Raw genomic sequence first — 20,131 nt, forward strand, 5'->3', positions numbered from 1 at the left:
TCGTGGAAAGGTTGCTCAAGGGGTGATGCGCAGCTTTTCTTGTGAAAGGGAAATGAAAAAATCCTTGCTCCATAAGTCCAGTGGGCGGGTGTCCCTGATAAAAGGGAGCACATCGTTTTTTATCTGCTTATAATCAACCGATGAAAAGCGGTCTGTTAGCAAGCGGAGTATATCTTTTAGGGCGAGAGGCTCCGGCCCGGCCCAGTGCCCGCCCTGGCGTATGCCGGCTTCTAAGTACCGGCGATTGACCGGGATGCCCTTTGAAAGGTACCAGAGGTAGTCGTAAAAATCACGGCCCTTGGCGCGGGATTTCCAGGAGCGGTACAGGAGCGCGTGAAGTTTGCCCGCGAAAAGCGATGGAAGGTCAAAGAGCCGGACCGAATAGGGGATCGGCATAAGGCCATATTTGACTTCGTAGCCAGCGCCCGGGTAGGGGTTCGTATCAACTTCAAATTTGACCTTAATCAGTTCATTTGGGGGAACACCGGGAACCGGCGGGGTGATGGAACCTATCTTTAAAAGATGAAGCAGGGTTCCCCCTTTAATAAAGGCTGACTGAACGGCGGTGTCAGTCACCTTTTCTTTCGTTTCTACGGTCATGTCAAAACCGTATGATCCCAGCTCGTCCCAGACAGCGTTCAGATAGAGACCTAAGTCAAAGGATGAGTCCGGTTCCATAAGACTGAAATCCAGATCTTCGGAAAAACGGTCGAGCTGGTGAAAGATACGGAGGGCCGTTCCTCCATAGAAAGCAGCGTGGGTAAAAAAATGGGCGCGGTCAAGGGCTGCCAGGGTGATTTCCTGAATAATCTCCTTGAGGGCGTCCCGGCGTTCTTCGGTAGTAGTACAATGGTACTGCTCAAACATTATTTGTACCGGTGATTTGGTGTTCATTGGTATACTTCCTTGCCCAGCCAATCGGCCAGGGCCAGCAGTGATTTTCTGCGGTAGAGCGGAGCAATCCAGCGGATAAAGGCGCCATCCAGATTGCGGAGATCTTGGCGATCAATGCGCCAGTCCTCTAGGAGCAGGGACCCCATATCGTTCAGGGAAGTAATTAACGGATTTTTATAGACCATATCGCAGAGGGCCTTTTCCGGCGAAGCGATAAGATAGGGCAATCCCGCCTCTTCCCGCACGGTAATGCCATAGGGATACACCGTAGGGGGAAGATAGAAATACCGGAATTCCCCCAGAGGAGTGCGGAACACCTTGTCCTTGTTTTTATTGAAGCTTGCGGATGTTACCACCCGTACCCGTTCAGGGATAAGGCCTGCATTGGCCAGGGCGTACTGAAAGGAAATATAGGAAGGTCCGTAGAGCAGCGGGGCAATAGGCGGGTGGGGAGTTGCGGGATCGTCCACAAAGAGGCCTTTCCGCAACTGTACCAGGGCGCCGGCCTTTAAAAGCCGGGTAAGCCGCGCTTGGGGGGAAGCATAGCCTGCGAGTTCATCCATAACCATCAAATGGGTCTTAATCATTGTATCTCCGGTAAGTACAAATATACGATACTTTCTGGAGATAAACAAGGGATAAAAACACAAAATTTCGATATATCGAGAATATTCAAGCAATCACGAGAAAATCCTCGATATATCGAGAAACCTAAAGAAATTGGCCAAGCTGCGGCCCTTGACTTTGTATACACACCTGTATATACTAAATAATACAGGCGGTGGTACAATGCAAATGACGAAGGTTTTTAAAAGCGGAAATAGCCAGGCAATACGTATTCCCAAGGAATATCAAGTTGATGAAGATGAGCTATGTATCAATAAAATTGGCAATACAATAGTCCTTTTCCCGAAAAATGATCCATGGGAATTATTTAAGAAAAGCCTAACTGAATTTTCAGATGATTTTCTTTTTGATGGGAGAAATCAACCTCCGATGCAGAAGCGTTTTTAGTATCGTGTATTTATTAGATACTAATATTTGCATTTATATAATTAATAAACGGCCGCAAAAGATCATAGAGAAAATTAGTCTGCATGAACCTGCAGAGATAAAAATATCGGCTGTATCAATAGCTGAAATGGAATATGGGGCTGCCAAAAGCGCCTATCCTGAAAAAAACAGAAATGCCTTACGGGATTTTTTAATATCATTTGAAATAATCCCTTTTGATCTTAAGGATGCAGAGATTTACGGAATAATACGAGCCGAGTTGGAACGGAATGGAGAAGTTATAGGTCCCTATGACATGCAGCTTGCTTCCCAGGCTTTAAGCCGGGATTATATTTTTGTAACAAATAATATTCAGGAATTCCAGAGAATTAAAAAACTTAAATTAGAGAATTGGGTATAAACCGCAGAATCTTATTCAGGCCTCGGGTCTAACTTAAAAACGACAAAGAAAATTCGAAAGGAATTGCCTGAATTAGTGATGTTTTTCCCGATGAAGAGCCTGATTTTCCTGATAAAATCGTCCCGGTTTATGCAGAATATGTCATCCATATCTAGTGTTTCTCCTTAATGGATATAGTTTACTCGGTATATCGGGTAAATGAATATCCCATAAAAGACTATATGTTGACACATATTTATCATGATTCAAATTGGTTAATAATAAAAGCAACAAAATAGAGTTGTGTGGAGTTTCTATGAGCAGGAAAGATCAGTATGCTCTTAATACCCGTGCGCTTGTTACAGGTGGGGCAGGATTTTTAGGTAGCCATCTGTGCGAACGATTAATCAAAGAAAAGTACGATGTTCTTTGTCTGGATAATTTTTTTACCGGGCAAAAACGTAATATTGAGCATCTTATGGGGAATTCATATTTTGAGCTTGTTCGGCACGATGTAACGTTTCCCTATTACGCAGAGATTGACCAGATATATAATTTTGCCTGTCCCGCAAGCCCACCACATTACCAGTACGATCCGGTCCAGACAACCAAGACCAGTGTGCATGGAGCTATCAATATGCTGGGCTTGGCGAAACGTACCGGGGCGCGTATCCTCCAAGCATCGACCAGTGAAGTATATGGCGATCCGGTAGTACACCCACAAGTTGAATCTTACTGGGGGAATGTTAACCCCATCGGAATCCGGTCCTGCTATGACGAGGGGAAACGATGTGCTGAAACCCTGTTTTTTGATTATCACCGGCAGCATCAGGTTGAAATAAAAGTAGTCCGAATTTTTAATACCTATGGGCCGCGTATGCATCCCAATGATGGCAGGGTTGTAAGCAATTTTATCATGCAGGCGCTCCGGGGAGATAACATAACGATATACGGTGATGGTAGTCAGACCCGGTCGTTTTGTTATGTGGATGATTTGATAGAAGCTATTGTCCAGATGATGAAGACGCCCGCAGACTTTACCGGCCCGGTAAACATTGGAAATCCCGGAGAATTCTCTATGCTGGAGCTTGCGGAGACCATTTTATCCCTCACCGGGAGCAAGTCCAAAATTATATATCAGCCACTACCATCGGATGATCCAAAGCAACGGAAACCTAATATCGCCTTGGCAAAAGAAAAGCTGAATTGGGAGCCAAAGATTCATTTGCGGGATGGATTAAAAGAGACGATTGCATATTTTGAGGGACAGATCAAATAACATATAATGTTAAATTTTGTAAAATTACGATGGCGGAAAATAATTGCAAATTGATCGAAAAGATGTTTTGTGGAATTATGCTGCTACATTCTTACAAATAGCAGCGCAACTTATACTTTTCCCATTTATTTTACGTATTTTACCTCAGGAAACAATAGCAATTTGGACTATTTTCTCAACAATTATTATTTTAATTAATTTATTGGATTTTGGTTTTAATCCTTCATTTACTCGCAATGTAGCTTATGTGTTTAGCGGTGTAAAGGCTTTAAAGACAAATGGCTTTTCTGTTGTTGACACTGGGCAAACAACAGATGTTGACTATAAACTACTGAAAGACCTTATTACTGTCATGCGTTTATTTTATTCATGCGTATCAGTAATTCTTTTTTTTATTCTAACCACAATAGGAACATATTATATTTATACTGTTCTAAAAACATATATCGGTAACCAAACTGAAGTATATATAGCTTGGTTTATATTGTGCTGCATAAATGCTTACTCCTTCTTTACCCTCTATTATGATTCCCTCTTACAAGGAAGAGGTTTAATAAAACGGTCAAAACAAATAGGGATTATAGGGCAGTCTTCATACTTGATTGTTGCAATAATTTTAATATTATCAGGATTTGGCCTTATTGCTATTGTTAGCGCACAGGCGGTATCAATTATCATTCGGAGAGTTTTATCGTATAATTCATTTTATACTGCGGATATCAGGCTTAATTTACATAATATAGTTAATCAAACACAGCGAGGTATTCTGAAGGCAATTTATCCGAATGCGATTAAAATTGGTATAAATAGTATAGGTGGCTTTTTGATTAATAGATCGCCTGTAGTTATTGGATCGCTTTATCTATCGCTGGATTTCATTGCTTCTTATGGTATAACGACACAGATTATTGGAGTTATTTCGTCATTGGCGAGTGTTTATTTTTCAACTTACTTGGTACAAATAATGCACTATCGAGTACAGAATAATATGGATGAAATAAAACATATCTATTTCAAGAGTTGCTTGTTATTCCTTATTATGTATATTTTTGGTGGACTGGTTCTTATATTTTTGGGTAATTTTATGTTAGATATAATAATTAAAAGCAAGACACCTCTTTTGTCACAACGATTTATTATTATATTATTGATTTCAGGTTTATTGGAAGCAAATACGAGTATTGCTGGTAATATATTGCTTACAAAAAATGAAGTTCCATTTTTTAAAGCGGGACTGATTTCTGGAATTTGTATATTAATTCTACTTCTTGCTCTTTTTAAATATACTAATTTAGGAGTATGGAGCATAATTTTTGCGCCTTGTGTTGTACAGTGTTGTTACTCATATTGGAAATGGCCTTTGAAGGCATATAGAGAATTAAACGTTAGTCAAGTGAGACATTAGATGAAAAAAAAAATAATTACTGCTATGCGAATCATTTATAGTAAAATAAATAAAGATATATTTTATTTTAAAGAATTCGGCTTAAAAAATTTACTTCGTGCAAAGGGTCGCCATGTTGCTTTTCCCTGTTTGATAGAGGTAAAGCGGACAGATTGCAAGTATCCATTTTGGCTTAGAGAACCCTCAACAGATGTTTCTATGTATTCACAAATATTTATTAATTTCGAGTATGATTTTGCCATAGAGAAAGAACCGGAAGTAATTATTGATGCAGGAGCAAATATAGGGTTAGCTTCTATTTATTTTGCAAATAAATACCGACAGGCTAAAATTATTGCTATAGAACCGGAAAAGAATAATTTTGAGTTATTGCTAAAAAATACAGCACAATATACAAACATTATACCTATTCAAGCAGCATTATGGAATTTGGATGGTAAAATTGATATATTGGATTCAGGATTGGGTGAATGTGGATATATGGCTTCAGATAAAAGTATAAATACGGTTTTAAAAACACCATCTGTGCGCTATGTTCAACAGGTTACATCAGTTACAATAAAAAAAATTGTTAAAGAATATCAATTAGACAGAATTGATATTCTTAAAATGGATATAGAGGGATCTGAAAAAGAAGTTTTCAGTAATTCTGTTGAATGGATAGATAAAGTAAAATCAATTATTATTGAATTACATGAATATATGAAAAGTGGATGCAATAGGATATTTTATAATTACACAAACGACTTTGATAATGAATGGCAACAGGGAGAAAATGTTTTCTTATCAAAAGGTCATTATCTTAAAAAGATTTCCAGGTAAATAATATGCTATTAGTTTTAATTATAGATGGCATAGGATGATTAATATAAAAAATGATGTTGGGTATATTCACAAGATTATTTAAAAAGAATTGGCCAAACATTTATCGACGCATAAAATTAATAAAGGCGTCCGGTAAAGGGGATGCGCTTATTCCGGATTATCCAATTGAACATTTTTATTCTCCATTTGCAACAATGAATGAGATAAAGGAATATGAAAGCTATTTACCGCTTGAAATTCAAGGCATTGATTTAAATGATAAAGTTCAATTAGAATTATTATCTATATTTGATTCATTTTATAGGGAATTACCTTTCAGGGATGAAAAGACCGAAGGATTAAGATATTATTTTAAAAATGATCATTATTCTTATTCTGATGCTATATTTACGATATTTGAAACCACAAAAGTTAATAGAAGTTGGTTCTGGTTTTTCATCCTGTGTGACCCTGAATGCCAATGAAATATATTTCAAAAATAAATTTTATTGTACCTTTATTGAGCCATTTCCTGATAGATTAAAATCATTGACAGGGGATTCATCCGATATAGAAATACTTGAATTAAAATTACAGGATATTCCATTAAAATTATTTACGCAATTAGGGGAAAATGGCATTTAATTTATTGATTCAACGCATGTTTCCAAATTTAATAGCGATGTAAATTATATTATTCATAACATATTGTCTTTACTGCAAAAAGGTGTGTATATCCACTTCCACGATATATTTTATCCATTTGAATATCCAAAAGAATGGCTGCTTGAGGGAAGAGCATGGAATGAACAATATATATTAAGGGCCTTCTTGGAATATAATAGCAATTTTAAAATAGTACTATTTAATACATATTTAGAATTGATGTATGAAAAAGAATTAGTGGAAAAGTTTCCCCAAATTTATAAGCAAACTGGTGGAAGTCTTTGGATAAAAAAAATATAAAATTAGTTTTAAAAAGAAAATCAGTATGCCATTAGTATCGGTTATAATGCCTGTCTATAATGCTGAAATATTTGTCAGAGAAACTATAGACAGTATTTTAAATCAAACATTTCATGATTTTGAATTTATTATTATTGATGATGCCAGCAGTGATTCTTCGCCGGATATTATCAAATCTTATAATGATCCGAGAATTAGATTTTATAAAAATGAAAAAAATATTGGTTATGTCGCCAATCTTAATAGAATGATTGATTTGGCGCAGGGTAAATTTATTGCCCGCCAAGATAATGATGATATCTCACATCCTGACAGATTAAAAAAACAAGTTGCTTTTTTGCAAAAATATGAAAATGTAGGCGTTTGCGGATCCTATGTACAATTAATAGGTACAAAGAAAGGATTATTTAAACGACCTATAAGAGATAAGGATATCCGGGCAAGGCTTTTGTTTTTTTGTCCTATGGTGCATCCTTCTGTGATGATGAGGGCATCCCTTTTTAAACAGGGAATAAAATATGACGAGGAATTAAGTCCAGCTGAAGACTATAACCTGTGGTTTGAAATATCAAAAATGACAAAAATAGCAAATATACCAAGGGTATTACTGTATTATAGATTGCACGATAATAGTGTAAGTAACTTAAAGCAAGATATTCAAACAAATATAAGCGATGCTATTAGACATAAAATAATAGAATACTCATTATCAATTAGACTGACTGAGGAAGAAAAACGTGTTCATGATCTAGTTGTACGCCCACATACTATTAGTTATAACGACTTAATTTTATTGCAAGAATGGTTGATGCATCTTCAAGCGTTAAGTATTAAAAGCAATTATTATAATACAAAGGCTGTAAAGAATGCAATTTTTGAAGCCTGGTCTGGTGTTTGCAGAAATAACAGTATAATAAATCCGTTTCAAATGTTATGTTTTTATTATAATTCTACTTTTTTTAATATGCATAAAATATTTATAATTCAATCTCTTAAAACAACAATAAAAATACTATTTAAGATGGTAAAAAATATATGAAAAAGAAGATATATATTGCTGGTTGTGGTGGAATGTTAGGGGAGGCTTTTTATGGGCAATACAAGGATAAGTATACTCTTAAATGTACTGATAAGGATGTAAATGCCAACTGGCTCAGTTTCCTTGATTTTCGTGATTTAAAGGAATATCGAAACCAAGTCAAAGAATTTGCGCCCGATTATCTGTTTCATTTAGGTGCTTATACTGATTTAGAATTTTGTGAAAAAAACCCGGAAGACACCTATGCAACTAATACTATATCGGTTGAAAATGCAGTATATATTGCCAATGAATTGAATATTCCTCTTTTGTATATTTCAACTGCGGGTATTTTTGACGGCAAAAAAGATTTGTATGATGATTGGGATGTGCCTAATCCCCTTGGTGTATATGCCCGTTCAAAATATATAGGGGAACGATTTGTAGTAGAAAACGCAAACCGTTTTTTGGTTTGTCGTGCAGGTTGGATGATGGGTGCAGGTCCAGGCAAGGATAAAAAATTTATTCAAAAGCTGATGAAACAGTTAAAAGATGGCAAAAAAGAACTTTTTATTGTAAATGATAAAGATGGAACCCCCACATATACTCATGACTTTGCAAAAAATGTAATGCTTTTGCTGGAAAATGAATATTGGGGATTGTATAATATGGTTTGTGGAGGACAAACAAGTCGCTATGATGTTGCTGTAGAGCTTTTAAAAATATTGAATTTAAATGATGTTGTCAAGTTAACCGCCGTTTCTTCTGATTATTTTAAAGAAACGTATTTTGCTGCTAGACCGCCGTCGGAACGCCTTTTAAATCAAAAATTAAATATTCGCAATATTAATGTAATGCGAGATTGGCGTATTGCCTTAAAGGAATATGTAAATATTTATTATAAAGATTATTTATTCTAAAAGTATCAAAATGATTTATATAATTTTTATAGTAATTCTTTTTATATTTTCTTTAGTTGAAATTATTGAATTTGGAAATAATATCTTATATAAAAAAGATGATAAAATATTTTTTATTCTATTTTCGTTTTTTATGATAAGTTTGTCAGCCCTTAGATATAAAACTGGAGGTGATTGGTATCATTATATTCCTTATTTTGATAATATAAAAAAGACTTATAATCCTTTGTTCGATATGGAATATGGATATTTTCTGTTAAACGTTATCTTTAAGCATACATTTAATAATTATTTTATAATGCAGTTTTTCCTTGAGCTGTTTTGTGGAATCTGTGTTTATCATCATATCTATAAGTATTCTACACACCCTGTTTTTTCATTATTTTTATACTTTTTTTGGATGTATTTTTCTTTAGATATGGCACTTAATCGTCAGTATTTAGCAGTGGCAATTGTTTTATGTGGCTATAAATATATACAGAAAAAAAAATTTTTTTCATATTTACTTATAATTATTATTGCTATGCAATTTCACAGCAGTGCATTTGCCTGTATAGTAATTTATTTTTTTAATAAACAATTGCCAACATATTTAGTTTGCCTTGTATTCTTATTTTCTGTTTGTATAGGATTTTGGGGACATGAAATAACCTTAAGTGCTTTGAAATTAGTTTATCCATTTATGCCGCTAAGATTTTCTAGCATGATAGACTTGTATCTAAAATCAAGTATACATACTGGAGTAATAGAAGCTAATACGGGACTTGGTGTTATTATGATATTATTAATAGCAGGCATAATAGTATTTCTAAACAGTAGAAAGAAAATGAATCCTATGTTCTTTAATAGTTTTCTTGTATTATTTTTAGTCAATCGTTCTGGTGTAGGAATTTTGGGACGCTTCAATTGCTATTTTTATCTAATTGGAGGTGGTTTATTTTCTTATAATATTCTTTTAGACAATGACTTCTTCAAAAAGATATTTTCAATAAAGTACATATATTTCGTATTGGTGTTATCATATTTTGTATTTACCTTTTATAAAGGCACTTTATTTGTAAGGCACTATAATTGGCCTCCAATGTGGGATCTATTTGTGCCATATCATATTGTTTTTTCTTCAGTTGATGAACCTGGTCGTGAAACCTTAGGCTTATTGTTAACTAGAGGAGTATTTAATAGATAGAATGAAGTATGAAACTGAAAACTGTTCTAATACTAAAATATTTCTGTAAAAACCAAGTTAAGTTTAGCGGTTAATTAAAATAGTAAAAGGATAATATTTAATGAAAAAAATATTATATATTGCAACAGGTAATCCATTTGTTCGATCCGGGGAGGGGTTGGCTACGATTGCTTATTATAATGCATTAATGAGTATTTTTAATAATAATATTGATATAATAATGGGTCTGGAAGCTATCGATAAACATAAAAACAAGAATAATTATTTTGGCGCACCAAGAAGAAATAAACTATATGCCAGTATAGCTTTAATTTTTGGACATTTGCATCGAAATAAAAAATATGTCTATTTGCATCTGCAAAAATATAAAGATCAATATATGTGGTGTATAATAAATGGAGGTATATATGCAGGTGATATGATAGATTATATTAAGTCTATGGGTATTAAAACTATTGTTATTCACCATAATTATGAAAGAGAATACAGTGTAGATAATCGAACCATAACGTCTTTTGGTGGGTTATTTCCGTATTATATTATACGAAATGAAAAAAATGCTTATTTGAAAGCTGATTTAAATATGTTTCTAACTAAATCTGATATGAAGTTATTTGAAGAAAATTATGGTGTTTGTAACGGTGAAATAAATTTACTTGGAGTTTTTGAGCCAACTATTGAAAATATTCCAATGGTAGTACAAAAACAGAGTTTAGTGCCAAGTATAGTAATTACCGGAACATTAGGTAGTGTTCAAACGGAACATGGCATTCGTAATTTTTACAAATATTACTATCAAACCTTAATAAAAATTTGTCCTATGGCAAAAATAGTGATTGCAGGAAGGAATCCAACAAAAAAAATTAAAGATATTGAAAAAAATTCAAATAATCGAATTAAAATTATTTCTAATCCTGATAATATTGAAGATATAATCCAGTCTGCTTCGATTTATTATTGTCCTATAGATATTGGCGGTGGTTTAAAGTTAAGAGTAATGGATGGTTTAAGGCAGGGCTTGCCTGTCTTGGTTCATGAAGTATCATCAAGAGGGTATGATGTTTTTTTTGGGAAGCCATATTTTAAAATTTATAATGATTATGAAACGTTTAAGGAAGGGTTTTCGAGTCTTGTTAGGATGTATGGTAATAATGAAATTGATAATAAACAAATACAAAATGATTATGTTGAATATTATAGTTTCAAAGCAGGTTGTATAAGGCTAGAAAAGGCTTTGTATATTTTGAAAAATGAATAGAATCCTCTACAAGAATATAAAAAAATTATAAATGAATTAAGAGTATTTGAGTCCGGATGGAGTTAAAAGAATTTGTGTTACTATGATGATAAAATACTTGACACAAGGATATTTTATGAGAAAAATGAACAAACAACAAACAATCTATTTACAATATGGCTGCGGCTCATCCGCGCCAATAAATTGGTTGAATTATGACGCCTCTCCGATGATTATATTGCAAAAAATACCGGGTATTGGATTAATGATACAAAAAATAAGAAATGTATCATTCGATAAAAATGTAAAATATGGTGATATTGTTAAAGGAATTCAAAAATATAATAATTCATGTGATGCTGTATATTGTTCACATGTATTGGAACATTTGACCTATTAAGAATGCCTAATAGCAATACAAAACACTTATTCCCTGCTAAAGGACGGTGGGGTCTTTCGATTATTAATGCCAGATTTAAAAGAAATGTGTGAAGAGTATATGTCGGGAAGAATGGATCCCGAAGCATCAATTAAATTTATAAAGTATTCTGGATTATGTATAGAAAAGAAGAGGAGATTTTTCGATAGAATAATTAGTGTATTCAGTAATTCCAGGCACAACTGGCTTTGGGATTACAAATCCACCGAAATGATATTAAAAAGAGCCGGGTTTAAAGGCATTCGGGCCTGTAATTATCACGATTCAAGTATTAAAGCCTTTGAAATCGTCGAAAACGCCGACCGTTTTAAGAATTGCTTGGCAATAGAAGCAATAAAGTAATTTAAAGGATGAAGATAAATGCCGATTAATTTTAATCGATCTCCGCATGAAGCACCCGTGTTATTTTTGGTTTTTAATCGACTGGAAACTACAAAAAAAGTTTTTGAATCAATTCGGGAGAAAAAACCATTGCATTTATATATTGCTAGTGATGGACCTCGAAATGATCATATGGGTGAAGATGAAGTAGTTCAATCAGTGCGTGATTATGTACTAAATAATATAGACTGGGATTGTAAAATAGAAAAACTTTTTAGAGATACTAATCTTGGTTGTGGAAAGGCAATAAGTTCCGCTATAACATGGTTTTTTGAAAATGAAGAAAAAGGAATAATATTAGAAGATGATTGTTTGCCAAATCAGAGTTTTTTTTCATACTGCGAAGAATTACTTGAATATTACAAAAATGACACACGCATATTTGTAATTAGTGGGAGAAATAATAGTGGTATATGGAATCAGGATCGATATGACTATTTCTTCTCAAAGACGCCGTTTATTTGGGGGTGGGCAACATGGGCACGGGCATGGAAATATTATGATATTAATATGTCCGACATTGACGAATTTATTAAATATAATAATTTTGTGAGGTTTCTTGGGAAAAAACTGGGTCCTAGATGCCAGAATATTATTTATAATAGAATTATGACAGAAAGAGTAGATACTTGGGATTATCAGTGGAGCTATACGCTTTATAAAAACAATGGTTTGGCATGTATTCCATCGAAAAATATGATTAAAAATATAGGAAAGAATTTAAATGCAACTCATCGTACAATAATAAAAAAAGAAGAACCAAAAATTTATGAACTATCATTTCCACTCAAAAAAAATAATTTTGTAATTGCAGATGGTATATTTGATAAATCTTTTTGGGAATATAATACTCTTGTTTTCCGTATAGTTAGAAAAATTATTAAATTTATTTTTAAAATATAAATTAAGAAAATATCAGTCCTAAGAACTGCAAAAAGATCACAAGTCAATATATATTTATAGAGATATTTTAAATGAAAGGTACAATAGTTGTAAATGCTTCTGCTTTAAGAATTGGCGGTGCATTAACGATTTTATATCAGTTTATTGCCGCATTGCCCGATGATGATTATCAATATATTGTGTTTGTCCATAAATCAATAGAGAACTTACAGTTTAAATTAAATTTAAGAATTATATATGTTGATAAATCTTCCCCTATTAAAAGGGTATTATGGGATGCGTTTGGTTTAAGAAACTGGTTGAAGCTTAATAATATAATACCTATTGCTTCAGTATCTTTGCAAAATACAAGTTTTCGAATTAATAATGACTGCCCTAATTTTATTTATTTTCATCAACTGATTCCATTATATCCGTACAAATGGACTGCCCTTTCTTATGAACAGATAAAACGATTTTTTGTTAACAAAATATTATATAAATATTTTGTTAAAAGATATTTTGATGAATTTACAGAAATATTTGTTCAGCTTAAATGTACAAAGGATGCTTTTGTTAAAACATTTAAATTCAATCAAAATAGAGTTCATATTATATATCCCTCGATTTATCTTCCCGAACCAGTTAATAAAAGTGGTCTGTTTATAGATAACCAAAAGTTAAATATTTTTTTCCCTGCTACTCCTTATTCATATAAAAATCATTCTATACTAATAAAAACTTTCAAATATATTGATATTTTATTAAAAAAGAAAATTACTTTATATTTAACATGTTCTCCAAAAGAAATACATAATCCATATTCATTTAAAAATATTGATATTATTTTTCTTGGTACCTTAAAACATAGTGAAGTAGTTTGCCTTTATACAAAATTAGATGTTTTGGTATTTCCTAGTTTTTTGGAATCATTTGGATTACCGCTAATAGAAGCAGCTTCATTTGGACTACCAATAATTGCATCGGATCTACCTTATGCCAGAGAGGTATTGAAAGACTATAGTGGGGCAACATTTGTCAAATACAATGATTATCATAAATGGGGGAAAGAGCTTTTAAGATTAAGTTTTGAACCAAAGAATAAATATAAATCATTAAAAATAGATGAAAAAAAATCATGGAATGAATTATATAAAATTATAGAAAAAAAAATATGCAATTATAATGCAAAATGATAAATGAAAATATCAATAATAACTGTCTGTTATAATAGCGAATCTACTATTCGTGATACATTTGAGTCTGTATTAAAGCAAAATTATCCTGATATCGAATATATTGTAATCGACGGTCAATCAACTGATATGACCGTAACTCTGATAAAGGAATATGAATGTAAATTTAGGGGTAGGATGAGGTGGATTAGTGAGCATGATAAAGGAATTTATGATGCTATGAATAAAGGCATAAAAATGGCGAGTGATTCAATTATAGGGATTTTGAATGCTGATGATTTTTATACTTCAAATGATATTCTTGAAATTGTTAATAAAACAATTACAGAAAAGGATGTAGATTCCTGCTTTGGAAATTTGTTATATATTAAGGATGATAAACCATACCGATATTGGAAATCAGGAAAAAATAGAGCATTTAAATATGGGTGGATGCCTCCGCACCCGACTTTTTTTGTAAAAAAAAGCATATATGAAAAATATGGATTATACAGATTTGACTGTGGTTTAAACGCAGACTATGAACTAATGCTTCGTTTATTAGATAAAAATAAAATATCGACGATTTGGATAGATAAAACATTTGTATATATGCGTGCCGGCGGAAGTAGTAACAATGGAATTAGATCAAGAATAAATGCAGTTATTGATGATAAAAATGCATGGGTAGTTAATAAATTGTCAATGCCGTTTTTTGTTTTATTGCTTAAAAAGGCGAGAAAGTTCCCACAGTTTTTTCTATCTATATTTTACCGTTTTCATAATGTTTGATAATTTATGCATATTTAACCAAAAGGGGAACTGATAAATCAAAATGTATATATGCTTGATGCATAAAATCGTAGAAGACAAATTCCGATGGCCAGTAAAGGAAATCAAATTCACTTGTTATGGCCTTAGAAGAAAATATGGAAAAGATAGAACAAGATAACGAAATCAGTCTTATTGATATCTTTGCTCTCCTCTGGCGTCATAAATTTATGATCATCATCATCACACTTATCGCCATGTTCGGTGTAGTTGTATTTGCTGTTCTCTCTCTAGTCCTACCATCCGAGACCTCCCCGCTTCCTAACGAGTATACTCCTTCAGCTCATATGCTCATAAATAATACATCTTCATCTAGTGGTGGCATGGCCACTATGCTCAGTGCCAGCGGCCTTGGTGGGTTGGCTGGCCTTGCTGGAGTGAACACCGGTTCATCCTTCAGTGATCTCGCAATTTATCTTGTCGGTACCAATTCTTTCATGGATGCAGTGGTTGAAGAATTCGACTTGGTTACCCGATATAAAATTGAAAAGCCCGATAAGAAAGCAAGGTCTCCCCGGACTGATAGTCGCAAGGTGCTGAAGAAAAAGCTTATCGCTTCTTATGAAGAAAAAAGCGGTGTTTTTAGCATCAGTTTTACCGATATAGATGCAGCTTTTGCCCAGAAGGTTGTTAACTTCTGCATGCACTATCTTGAAGGCTGGTTTAATGAATTGGGAATTGATAAAAATAAACTGGAACGAGAAAATCTGGAACGGAACATCGAAAACACTTTCCAGGAAATACAAAACTTGGAACAGGAAAGCCAGAAATTGGGCGTGTCAGTTACCGACGGAAGGACTATCCCATCAATCGCTCTTGAACAACGCCGTATCGCCCTGGAATTGGGCGCCCAGCAGCAGGTTTATACCCAGCTTAAAGTTCAGTATGAACTCCTTAAGGTAACCATGGCTAGTGAAAAGCCTGTTTTCCAGGTATTGGAAATGGCTGAAATCCCGGATAGGAAATCTGGTCCAAGCCGGGGAGTAATTTGTGCCATCGTTACTTTTGCTGCATGGTTCCTCGCAGTATTCTTGGCATTTGTGCTAAACGCAATAACTAATATTAAAAGAGATCCAGAAGCTATAGCAAAATTACGAGGCGCATCTTGAAGCATAGACTGATTGCTCTCTGTTTTTTACTTATTATTATCCTCTTGAGAGTTTTTGCGCAGGAGTTAAATGCCTCTGAAGTAAAGGAATCTGATGCGTTAAGCCGATTTGCCCAGGTGGCCCTCTCCAGCTCCGATTACCGGGTTACCGCCGGGGATATCTATACTCTTCAGTATGCTGCTGGTACTGTCCCAGTGGTTTATAAGATCGTTGTGGATTCCAGTTATCGTATCAATGTTTCTAATCTTGGGATTATTAATGTTGCGGGAAAAAGTTATCAGCAACTTAAGACTGATGTAGAAGGCATTGTTACCAACAACTACCCATTAAGCGGGGTTCAGTTGGTCCTCACCGAACCGGCGTCATTCCGGGTTCGGGTTACTGGGGAGGTGCAGAATTCCCAAGAAATTGTAACTTGGGCCTTAGCTCGGCTCTCTGGTCTTTTGAATATAGATAACCGTACCCCTTATTCCTCCCTCAGAGATGTGTCGGTACGTTCTCAGAATGGTCAAATCCGGACTTACGACCTCTTTAAGGCCCAACGTTTCGGTGATATGACCCAAGACCCATATGTTCGCCCAGGAGATGTGATTACGGTGAGCCATGCTACCCGTGTGGTCACTGTGGCTGGGGAGGTAGAGCGCCCTGGGATTTATCAGTTGTTACCTGGGGAAAGTCTCCGGGAATTGATTGGCTATTATGCCAATGGACTCTCTCCAATAGCAGATCCTACCCGGATAGAACTGGTGCGGCAAGTGGAAAGTGCCGTCGATTCAGGGGATAAAATTTACCTGACTCGTGATGCTATTGACTCAGGCTATCCTCTGCAGCATCTGGATGCAATCAGGATTCCTTCGATAATTGAGCTGATTCCGGTGATGTTCGTGGAAGGGGCGGTCCGGTTAACTGAGGAAGGTGATGAACTAAGCACCGCTACCCGGCTAACGGTTCGGTTTACTGTGGGGGAAAATTATGCATCCCTGGTACAGCGAAACCAAGCCTGGTTCTCGGCTATTTCAGACACCAAAAATGCCTACCTCATACGAGGCGTTGCACGTATTCCCCTTAACTTGAACCCTATGCTCTACGATTCATCTTACCGTAGTCAGTACTTTGTTGAGCATAACGATACATTGATTATCCCGTTCCGGCAGTATTTTGTAACTGTATCCGGTGCGGTCCATTCGCCGGGGCGTTTTCCCTATATTCCGGATCGGTCCTGGGACTACTATATCGGTCTGGCCGGGGGGTTCCTTCCGGAACGGAACTCCCATAAGATAGTAGATATTATAGACTTTGCTGGGAATAAGCTGACGAAGAAAGATATTATTACACCAGAGACGAATATCACTGCCCGGGCGAACAGTGGATTATATTATTTTAACCAATATGCGCCGGTGATTACTACCGTATTATCTGTTGTTTCTACCTTTATTACTATTACATTGCTTATTTCGCAATAAGTATGATTTATATATATAAGCTGTTTTAAGATTAAGATACGGTTCATATTTGCGGATGAAGAGTGTGATAAGGAGTTTGACAAAAGGGTATGAATAATTCAATAACAAATTTTAATGATATTTTGAAAGATGAAAGGGCAAAATTTTATTTGAATTGTGTAAATAATATAATTAAAGAAAAAACATCAAAAATATTAGTTTGCGGTGGTGGGGTTTTAGACAAAGCTATATTTGAAGCATTGAATTTTAAATATGTGACTATCTCAAATCTTGATACACGAATGAATGAAAATGAATATTTTCCCTTTAATTGGAAATTTGAAGATGCCGCATCTCTGTCTTTTGAGAATGAATCATTTGGCTTTGTAGTTATTCATGCGGCAATCCATCATGCCTCTTCGCCTCACAAGGTTCTAACAGAAATGTATCGTGTATCAAAGATTGGAATCTTAGCATTTGAATCAAGAGATTCCTTAACTATGCGTATATTAGAAAAATTAAAATTAACACAAACCTATGAACATACTGCCGTATTTTACAATGATTGTAAATATGGCGGTGTCAATAACACAGAAATACCTAATTATATATATAGATGGACGGAGAGGGAAATTGAAAAAACCATACAATCATATTCGCCATATTTTAAACATAAATATATTTATAGATATGGTACTGCCTTCCCATGTACGCCTGAATTACAGAGAATAGGGTGGTTTAAATATTGTTTTTTAAAAATTATACGCCCACTCTCCTTTATTTTTTTTAAATTATTTCCTAAACAGCAAAATCAATTTTCATTCTATGTTGAAAAACAAAATGTAAAAGAATCACTTTTCCCATGGCTTGTTATTGATGAAAATAAAAATATAATATTTAACAGGGAATGGGGCAAAAAAAATTATAAAAAAACACCGGAGATATCTAATGTTTTTAATAATTAATTCGTTTATTGCAGTGCTACCGCTGTTTGTTTATGTTCTAATAATAAGAAAAATGTCTATAATAAAAACATTAGGGATATTATATATTGGGGGCAATGCATTTTTTCTATGTATGTATACCCTTTATTATGTTCTTGTTTCTGCGACAACGTTAGATCCTTCAAATAGTTTAATTTTAATCTCTCAGAGACTTTCGCTTAAATATATAGTTGTCTCATGTTTTTTAGGTATATGTGGTATATTATTATATAGTATATTGATTCATAATAATATCATTTCCATAAAAAAAAGAAAATGTGGAAGCATTTATATATCGTTTTTTTGTACATTGTTGATAATTAATTTGACATTACATTATTCTTCAGTGTTCGGAATTAATGCTATTGCGGCGTTACATTTTCATATTATACAGCCAATAAATGAAATCAATTTTGTAATGGTAAAACAATTTGTTATATTGCCATTTATTAGTACGGTACTAATGTTTGTGGTTTTTTTTATACTATCTTCTATTAGATTAAATATCAGTTTTTTTATGATTACGATTTCAAAATCAATAAAAAAAATATGTTCTATAACTATATCTATTATAATGCCGATTATTGCCCTTGTGTTTGCAGCATTTCAAATTGGTCTACCACAATATTTACGGACCTTAGATTTGCCTCCATCAAGTTTTTATGAGAATAATTATATTGACCCGGTAAATATAAAAATTTCTTTTCCTGAGAAGAAACGAAATCTAATTGTAATATTTGTAGAATCTCTTGAGATAGGTTTTTTACCTTACGAACTTGGAGGAGGTTTTTCAGAAAATCTTGTTCCTGAAATAAAATATCTTATAGAAAATAATATTAGTTTTAGCAATAGTGAAAATTTTGGTGGTTCAAACCAAGTAAATGGAACCGGATGGACAATGGCGGGCATTTTATCCCAATTGAACGGGGTACCAATTGCTCCTTCATTTGGCGGTCATTCGTTGGGCTATTATTTTGCCGATACATTTATGCCCGGTGCATATGGTGTAGGAGATATACTAAATTCCAATGGATATAAACAATATTTGATATGTGGTGCTGATGCGAATTTTTCAGATAAAGATAAGTATTATCTAACCCATAAAGATTCTATAATATATGATTACAAATATTTTCAGGAGAATAAATTTATTTCAAAATTTTATAAAGTATGGTGGGGTATTGAAGATAGAAAATTATATTCATTTGCCAAGGAATTAATCTCAAAAAATATAGAAAATGACGAGCCATTTTTTCTTACAATAGAGACAGCAGACACGCACCCAATTGATGGATATCTTGATAAAAATGCTGAAAGAAATTATGACTCTCAGTTTAAGAATGTATTACATGATATGAGCAAGCAACTAAATGATTTTATTTCATGGTTAAAGCAGCAAGCATTTTATAAAAACACAACAATTGTAGTATTGGGAGACCATTTGTATATGGATGATACTGTTTTTGACACAGTCCCGTCAGAGAGGCATCCTATAAACATATTTATCAACTCCCTGCTTGATGATACCTATTCTAAAAATAGGCAATTTACCAGTTTTGATATTTTTCCGCTGGTTATCGGATCAATAGGCGGAGAGTATAGTGAAAAGGGGTTGGGGCTTGGACGTTCAATAAATACCAGTGAGAGAAGTTTGCTGGAAGAATTTGGTGATATACAATTACTCAACAATGAGCTTAGCCTAAAATCCATACTATATAATGAATTAGTAGGGATTAATTGAAACTATAGTAAATTGGAGTTGTTTTTATTTCTCCCAAGAATGACAT

At 34.0% G+C, this 20,131-nt stretch carries 22 protein-coding genes; 19 read left to right on the forward strand and 3 right to left on the reverse strand.

The window, feature by feature from the left end:
* Positions 1 to 15: 15 nt before the first annotated feature.
* Complete coding sequence (locus TREPR_RS00305; RefSeq protein ID WP_015706267.1) at positions 16 to 894, reverse strand: nucleotidyl transferase AbiEii/AbiGii toxin family protein; 879 nt, start codon at positions 892 to 894, stop codon at positions 16 to 18.
* The gene (locus TREPR_RS00310; protein WP_041610947.1) at positions 891 to 1,481 is read right to left on the reverse strand and encodes a type IV toxin-antitoxin system AbiEi family antitoxin domain-containing protein; all 591 of its coding nucleotides are present in this window, start codon (positions 1,479 to 1,481) and stop codon (positions 891 to 893) included. Before TREPR_RS00310 ends, TREPR_RS00305 begins: the two co-directional genes overlap by 4 nt.
* 208 nt (positions 1,482 to 1,689) lie before the next feature.
* On the opposite strand from TREPR_RS00310, the gene vapB reads away from it, so the two are divergent.
* Positions 1,690 to 1,908, forward strand: a complete 219-nt coding sequence (gene vapB, locus TREPR_RS00315; protein WP_245534759.1) for a type II toxin-antitoxin system antitoxin VapB — start codon at positions 1,690 to 1,692, stop codon at positions 1,906 to 1,908.
* On the forward strand, positions 1,871 to 2,308 hold the full coding sequence (gene vapC, locus TREPR_RS00320) for a type II toxin-antitoxin system tRNA(fMet)-specific endonuclease VapC (protein ID WP_015706270.1): 438 nt from the start codon (positions 1,871 to 1,873) through the stop codon (positions 2,306 to 2,308). The genes vapB and vapC overlap by 38 nt, the downstream gene beginning before the upstream one ends.
* A gap of 11 nt (positions 2,309 to 2,319) precedes the next feature.
* Here vapC and TREPR_RS18540 read toward each other — a convergent pair whose 3' ends face one another.
* Positions 2,320 to 2,457, reverse strand: a complete 138-nt coding sequence (locus tag TREPR_RS18540; RefSeq protein ID WP_015706271.1) for a hypothetical protein — start codon at positions 2,455 to 2,457, stop codon at positions 2,320 to 2,322.
* Between the two features lie 146 nt (positions 2,458 to 2,603).
* Between TREPR_RS18540 and TREPR_RS00325 the strand changes: the two genes are divergently transcribed.
* The 17 genes from TREPR_RS00325 (at position 2,604) to TREPR_RS00400 (ending at position 20,085) form a co-directional block, all read left to right on the forward strand.
* The gene (locus TREPR_RS00325) at positions 2,604 to 3,566 is read left to right on the forward strand and encodes a UDP-glucuronic acid decarboxylase family protein (RefSeq protein ID WP_015706272.1); all 963 of its coding nucleotides are present in this window, start codon (positions 2,604 to 2,606) and stop codon (positions 3,564 to 3,566) included.
* Positions 3,567 to 3,609: 43 nt separating this feature from the next.
* Positions 3,610 to 4,971, forward strand: coding sequence for an O-unit flippase-like protein (gene wzx, locus TREPR_RS00330; RefSeq protein WP_015706273.1), 1,362 nt, complete (start codon positions 3,610 to 3,612; stop codon positions 4,969 to 4,971).
* On the forward strand, positions 4,972 to 5,793 hold the full coding sequence (locus TREPR_RS00335) for an FkbM family methyltransferase (RefSeq protein ID WP_015706274.1): 822 nt from the start codon (positions 4,972 to 4,974) through the stop codon (positions 5,791 to 5,793). It begins immediately after the preceding gene.
* 53 nt (positions 5,794 to 5,846) lie between these two features.
* Entirely contained in the window at positions 5,847 to 6,260 is a 414-nt protein-coding gene (locus TREPR_RS17700; protein WP_052299676.1) for a hypothetical protein, read from the forward strand.
* A 506-nt stretch (positions 6,261 to 6,766) separates the two neighbouring features.
* Complete coding sequence (locus TREPR_RS00345; protein WP_015706275.1) at positions 6,767 to 7,780, forward strand: glycosyltransferase family 2 protein; 1,014 nt, start codon at positions 6,767 to 6,769, stop codon at positions 7,778 to 7,780.
* The gene (locus TREPR_RS00350; RefSeq protein ID WP_015706276.1) at positions 7,777 to 8,679 is read left to right on the forward strand and encodes an SDR family oxidoreductase; all 903 of its coding nucleotides are present in this window, start codon (positions 7,777 to 7,779) and stop codon (positions 8,677 to 8,679) included. Before TREPR_RS00345 ends, TREPR_RS00350 begins: the two co-directional genes overlap by 4 nt.
* Before the next feature lie 10 nt (positions 8,680 to 8,689).
* Positions 8,690 to 9,865 carry an EpsG family protein gene (locus TREPR_RS00355; protein ID WP_015706277.1) on the forward strand — a complete coding sequence of 392 codons (1,176 nt, stop codon included), beginning with the start codon at positions 8,690 to 8,692 and terminating at the stop codon, positions 9,863 to 9,865.
* A gap of 100 nt (positions 9,866 to 9,965) precedes the next feature.
* A complete protein-coding gene (locus TREPR_RS00360) occupies positions 9,966 to 11,123 on the forward strand; it encodes a glycosyltransferase (protein ID WP_015706278.1) in 1,158 nt (385 codons plus the stop codon).
* Between the two features lie 115 nt (positions 11,124 to 11,238).
* Positions 11,239 to 11,502 carry a class I SAM-dependent methyltransferase gene (locus TREPR_RS18300; protein WP_148257199.1) on the forward strand — a complete coding sequence of 88 codons (264 nt, stop codon included), beginning with the start codon at positions 11,239 to 11,241 and terminating at the stop codon, positions 11,500 to 11,502.
* A gap of 66 nt (positions 11,503 to 11,568) precedes the next feature.
* On the forward strand, positions 11,569 to 11,883 hold the full coding sequence (locus tag TREPR_RS17705) for a hypothetical protein (protein ID WP_052299677.1): 315 nt from the start codon (positions 11,569 to 11,571) through the stop codon (positions 11,881 to 11,883).
* An 18-nt stretch (positions 11,884 to 11,901) separates the two neighbouring features.
* On the forward strand, positions 11,902 to 12,825 hold the full coding sequence (locus TREPR_RS00370; RefSeq protein ID WP_052299678.1) for a hypothetical protein: 924 nt from the start codon (positions 11,902 to 11,904) through the stop codon (positions 12,823 to 12,825).
* 71 nt (positions 12,826 to 12,896) lie between these two features.
* Complete coding sequence (locus tag TREPR_RS00375; RefSeq protein ID WP_015706281.1) at positions 12,897 to 14,000, forward strand: glycosyltransferase; 1,104 nt, start codon at positions 12,897 to 12,899, stop codon at positions 13,998 to 14,000.
* Positions 14,001 to 14,003: 3 nt separating this feature from the next.
* Positions 14,004 to 14,771 (forward strand): glycosyltransferase family 2 protein, encoded by a 768-nt coding sequence (locus TREPR_RS00380; protein ID WP_015706282.1) that lies wholly within the window; start codon positions 14,004 to 14,006, stop codon positions 14,769 to 14,771.
* A gap of 137 nt (positions 14,772 to 14,908) precedes the next feature.
* On the forward strand, positions 14,909 to 15,919 hold the full coding sequence (locus TREPR_RS00385) for a GumC domain-containing protein (protein ID WP_041611309.1): 1,011 nt from the start codon (positions 14,909 to 14,911) through the stop codon (positions 15,917 to 15,919).
* On the forward strand, positions 15,916 to 17,382 hold the full coding sequence (locus TREPR_RS00390; protein WP_015706284.1) for a polysaccharide biosynthesis/export family protein: 1,467 nt from the start codon (positions 15,916 to 15,918) through the stop codon (positions 17,380 to 17,382). Before TREPR_RS00385 ends, TREPR_RS00390 begins: the two co-directional genes overlap by 4 nt.
* A gap of 89 nt (positions 17,383 to 17,471) precedes the next feature.
* Positions 17,472 to 18,326, forward strand: coding sequence for a methyltransferase domain-containing protein (locus tag TREPR_RS00395; protein ID WP_015706285.1), 855 nt, complete (start codon positions 17,472 to 17,474; stop codon positions 18,324 to 18,326).
* Positions 18,310 to 20,085, forward strand: a complete 1,776-nt coding sequence (locus TREPR_RS00400; RefSeq protein WP_015706286.1) for an LTA synthase family protein — start codon at positions 18,310 to 18,312, stop codon at positions 20,083 to 20,085. Before TREPR_RS00395 ends, TREPR_RS00400 begins: the two co-directional genes overlap by 17 nt.
* Positions 20,086 to 20,131: the final 46 nt, after the last annotated feature.

Origin of the sequence: Treponema primitia ZAS-2 (assembly GCF_000214375.1) — a bacterium.
Taxonomy (GTDB): Bacteria; Spirochaetota; Spirochaetia; order Treponematales; family Breznakiellaceae; genus Termitinema; species Termitinema primitia.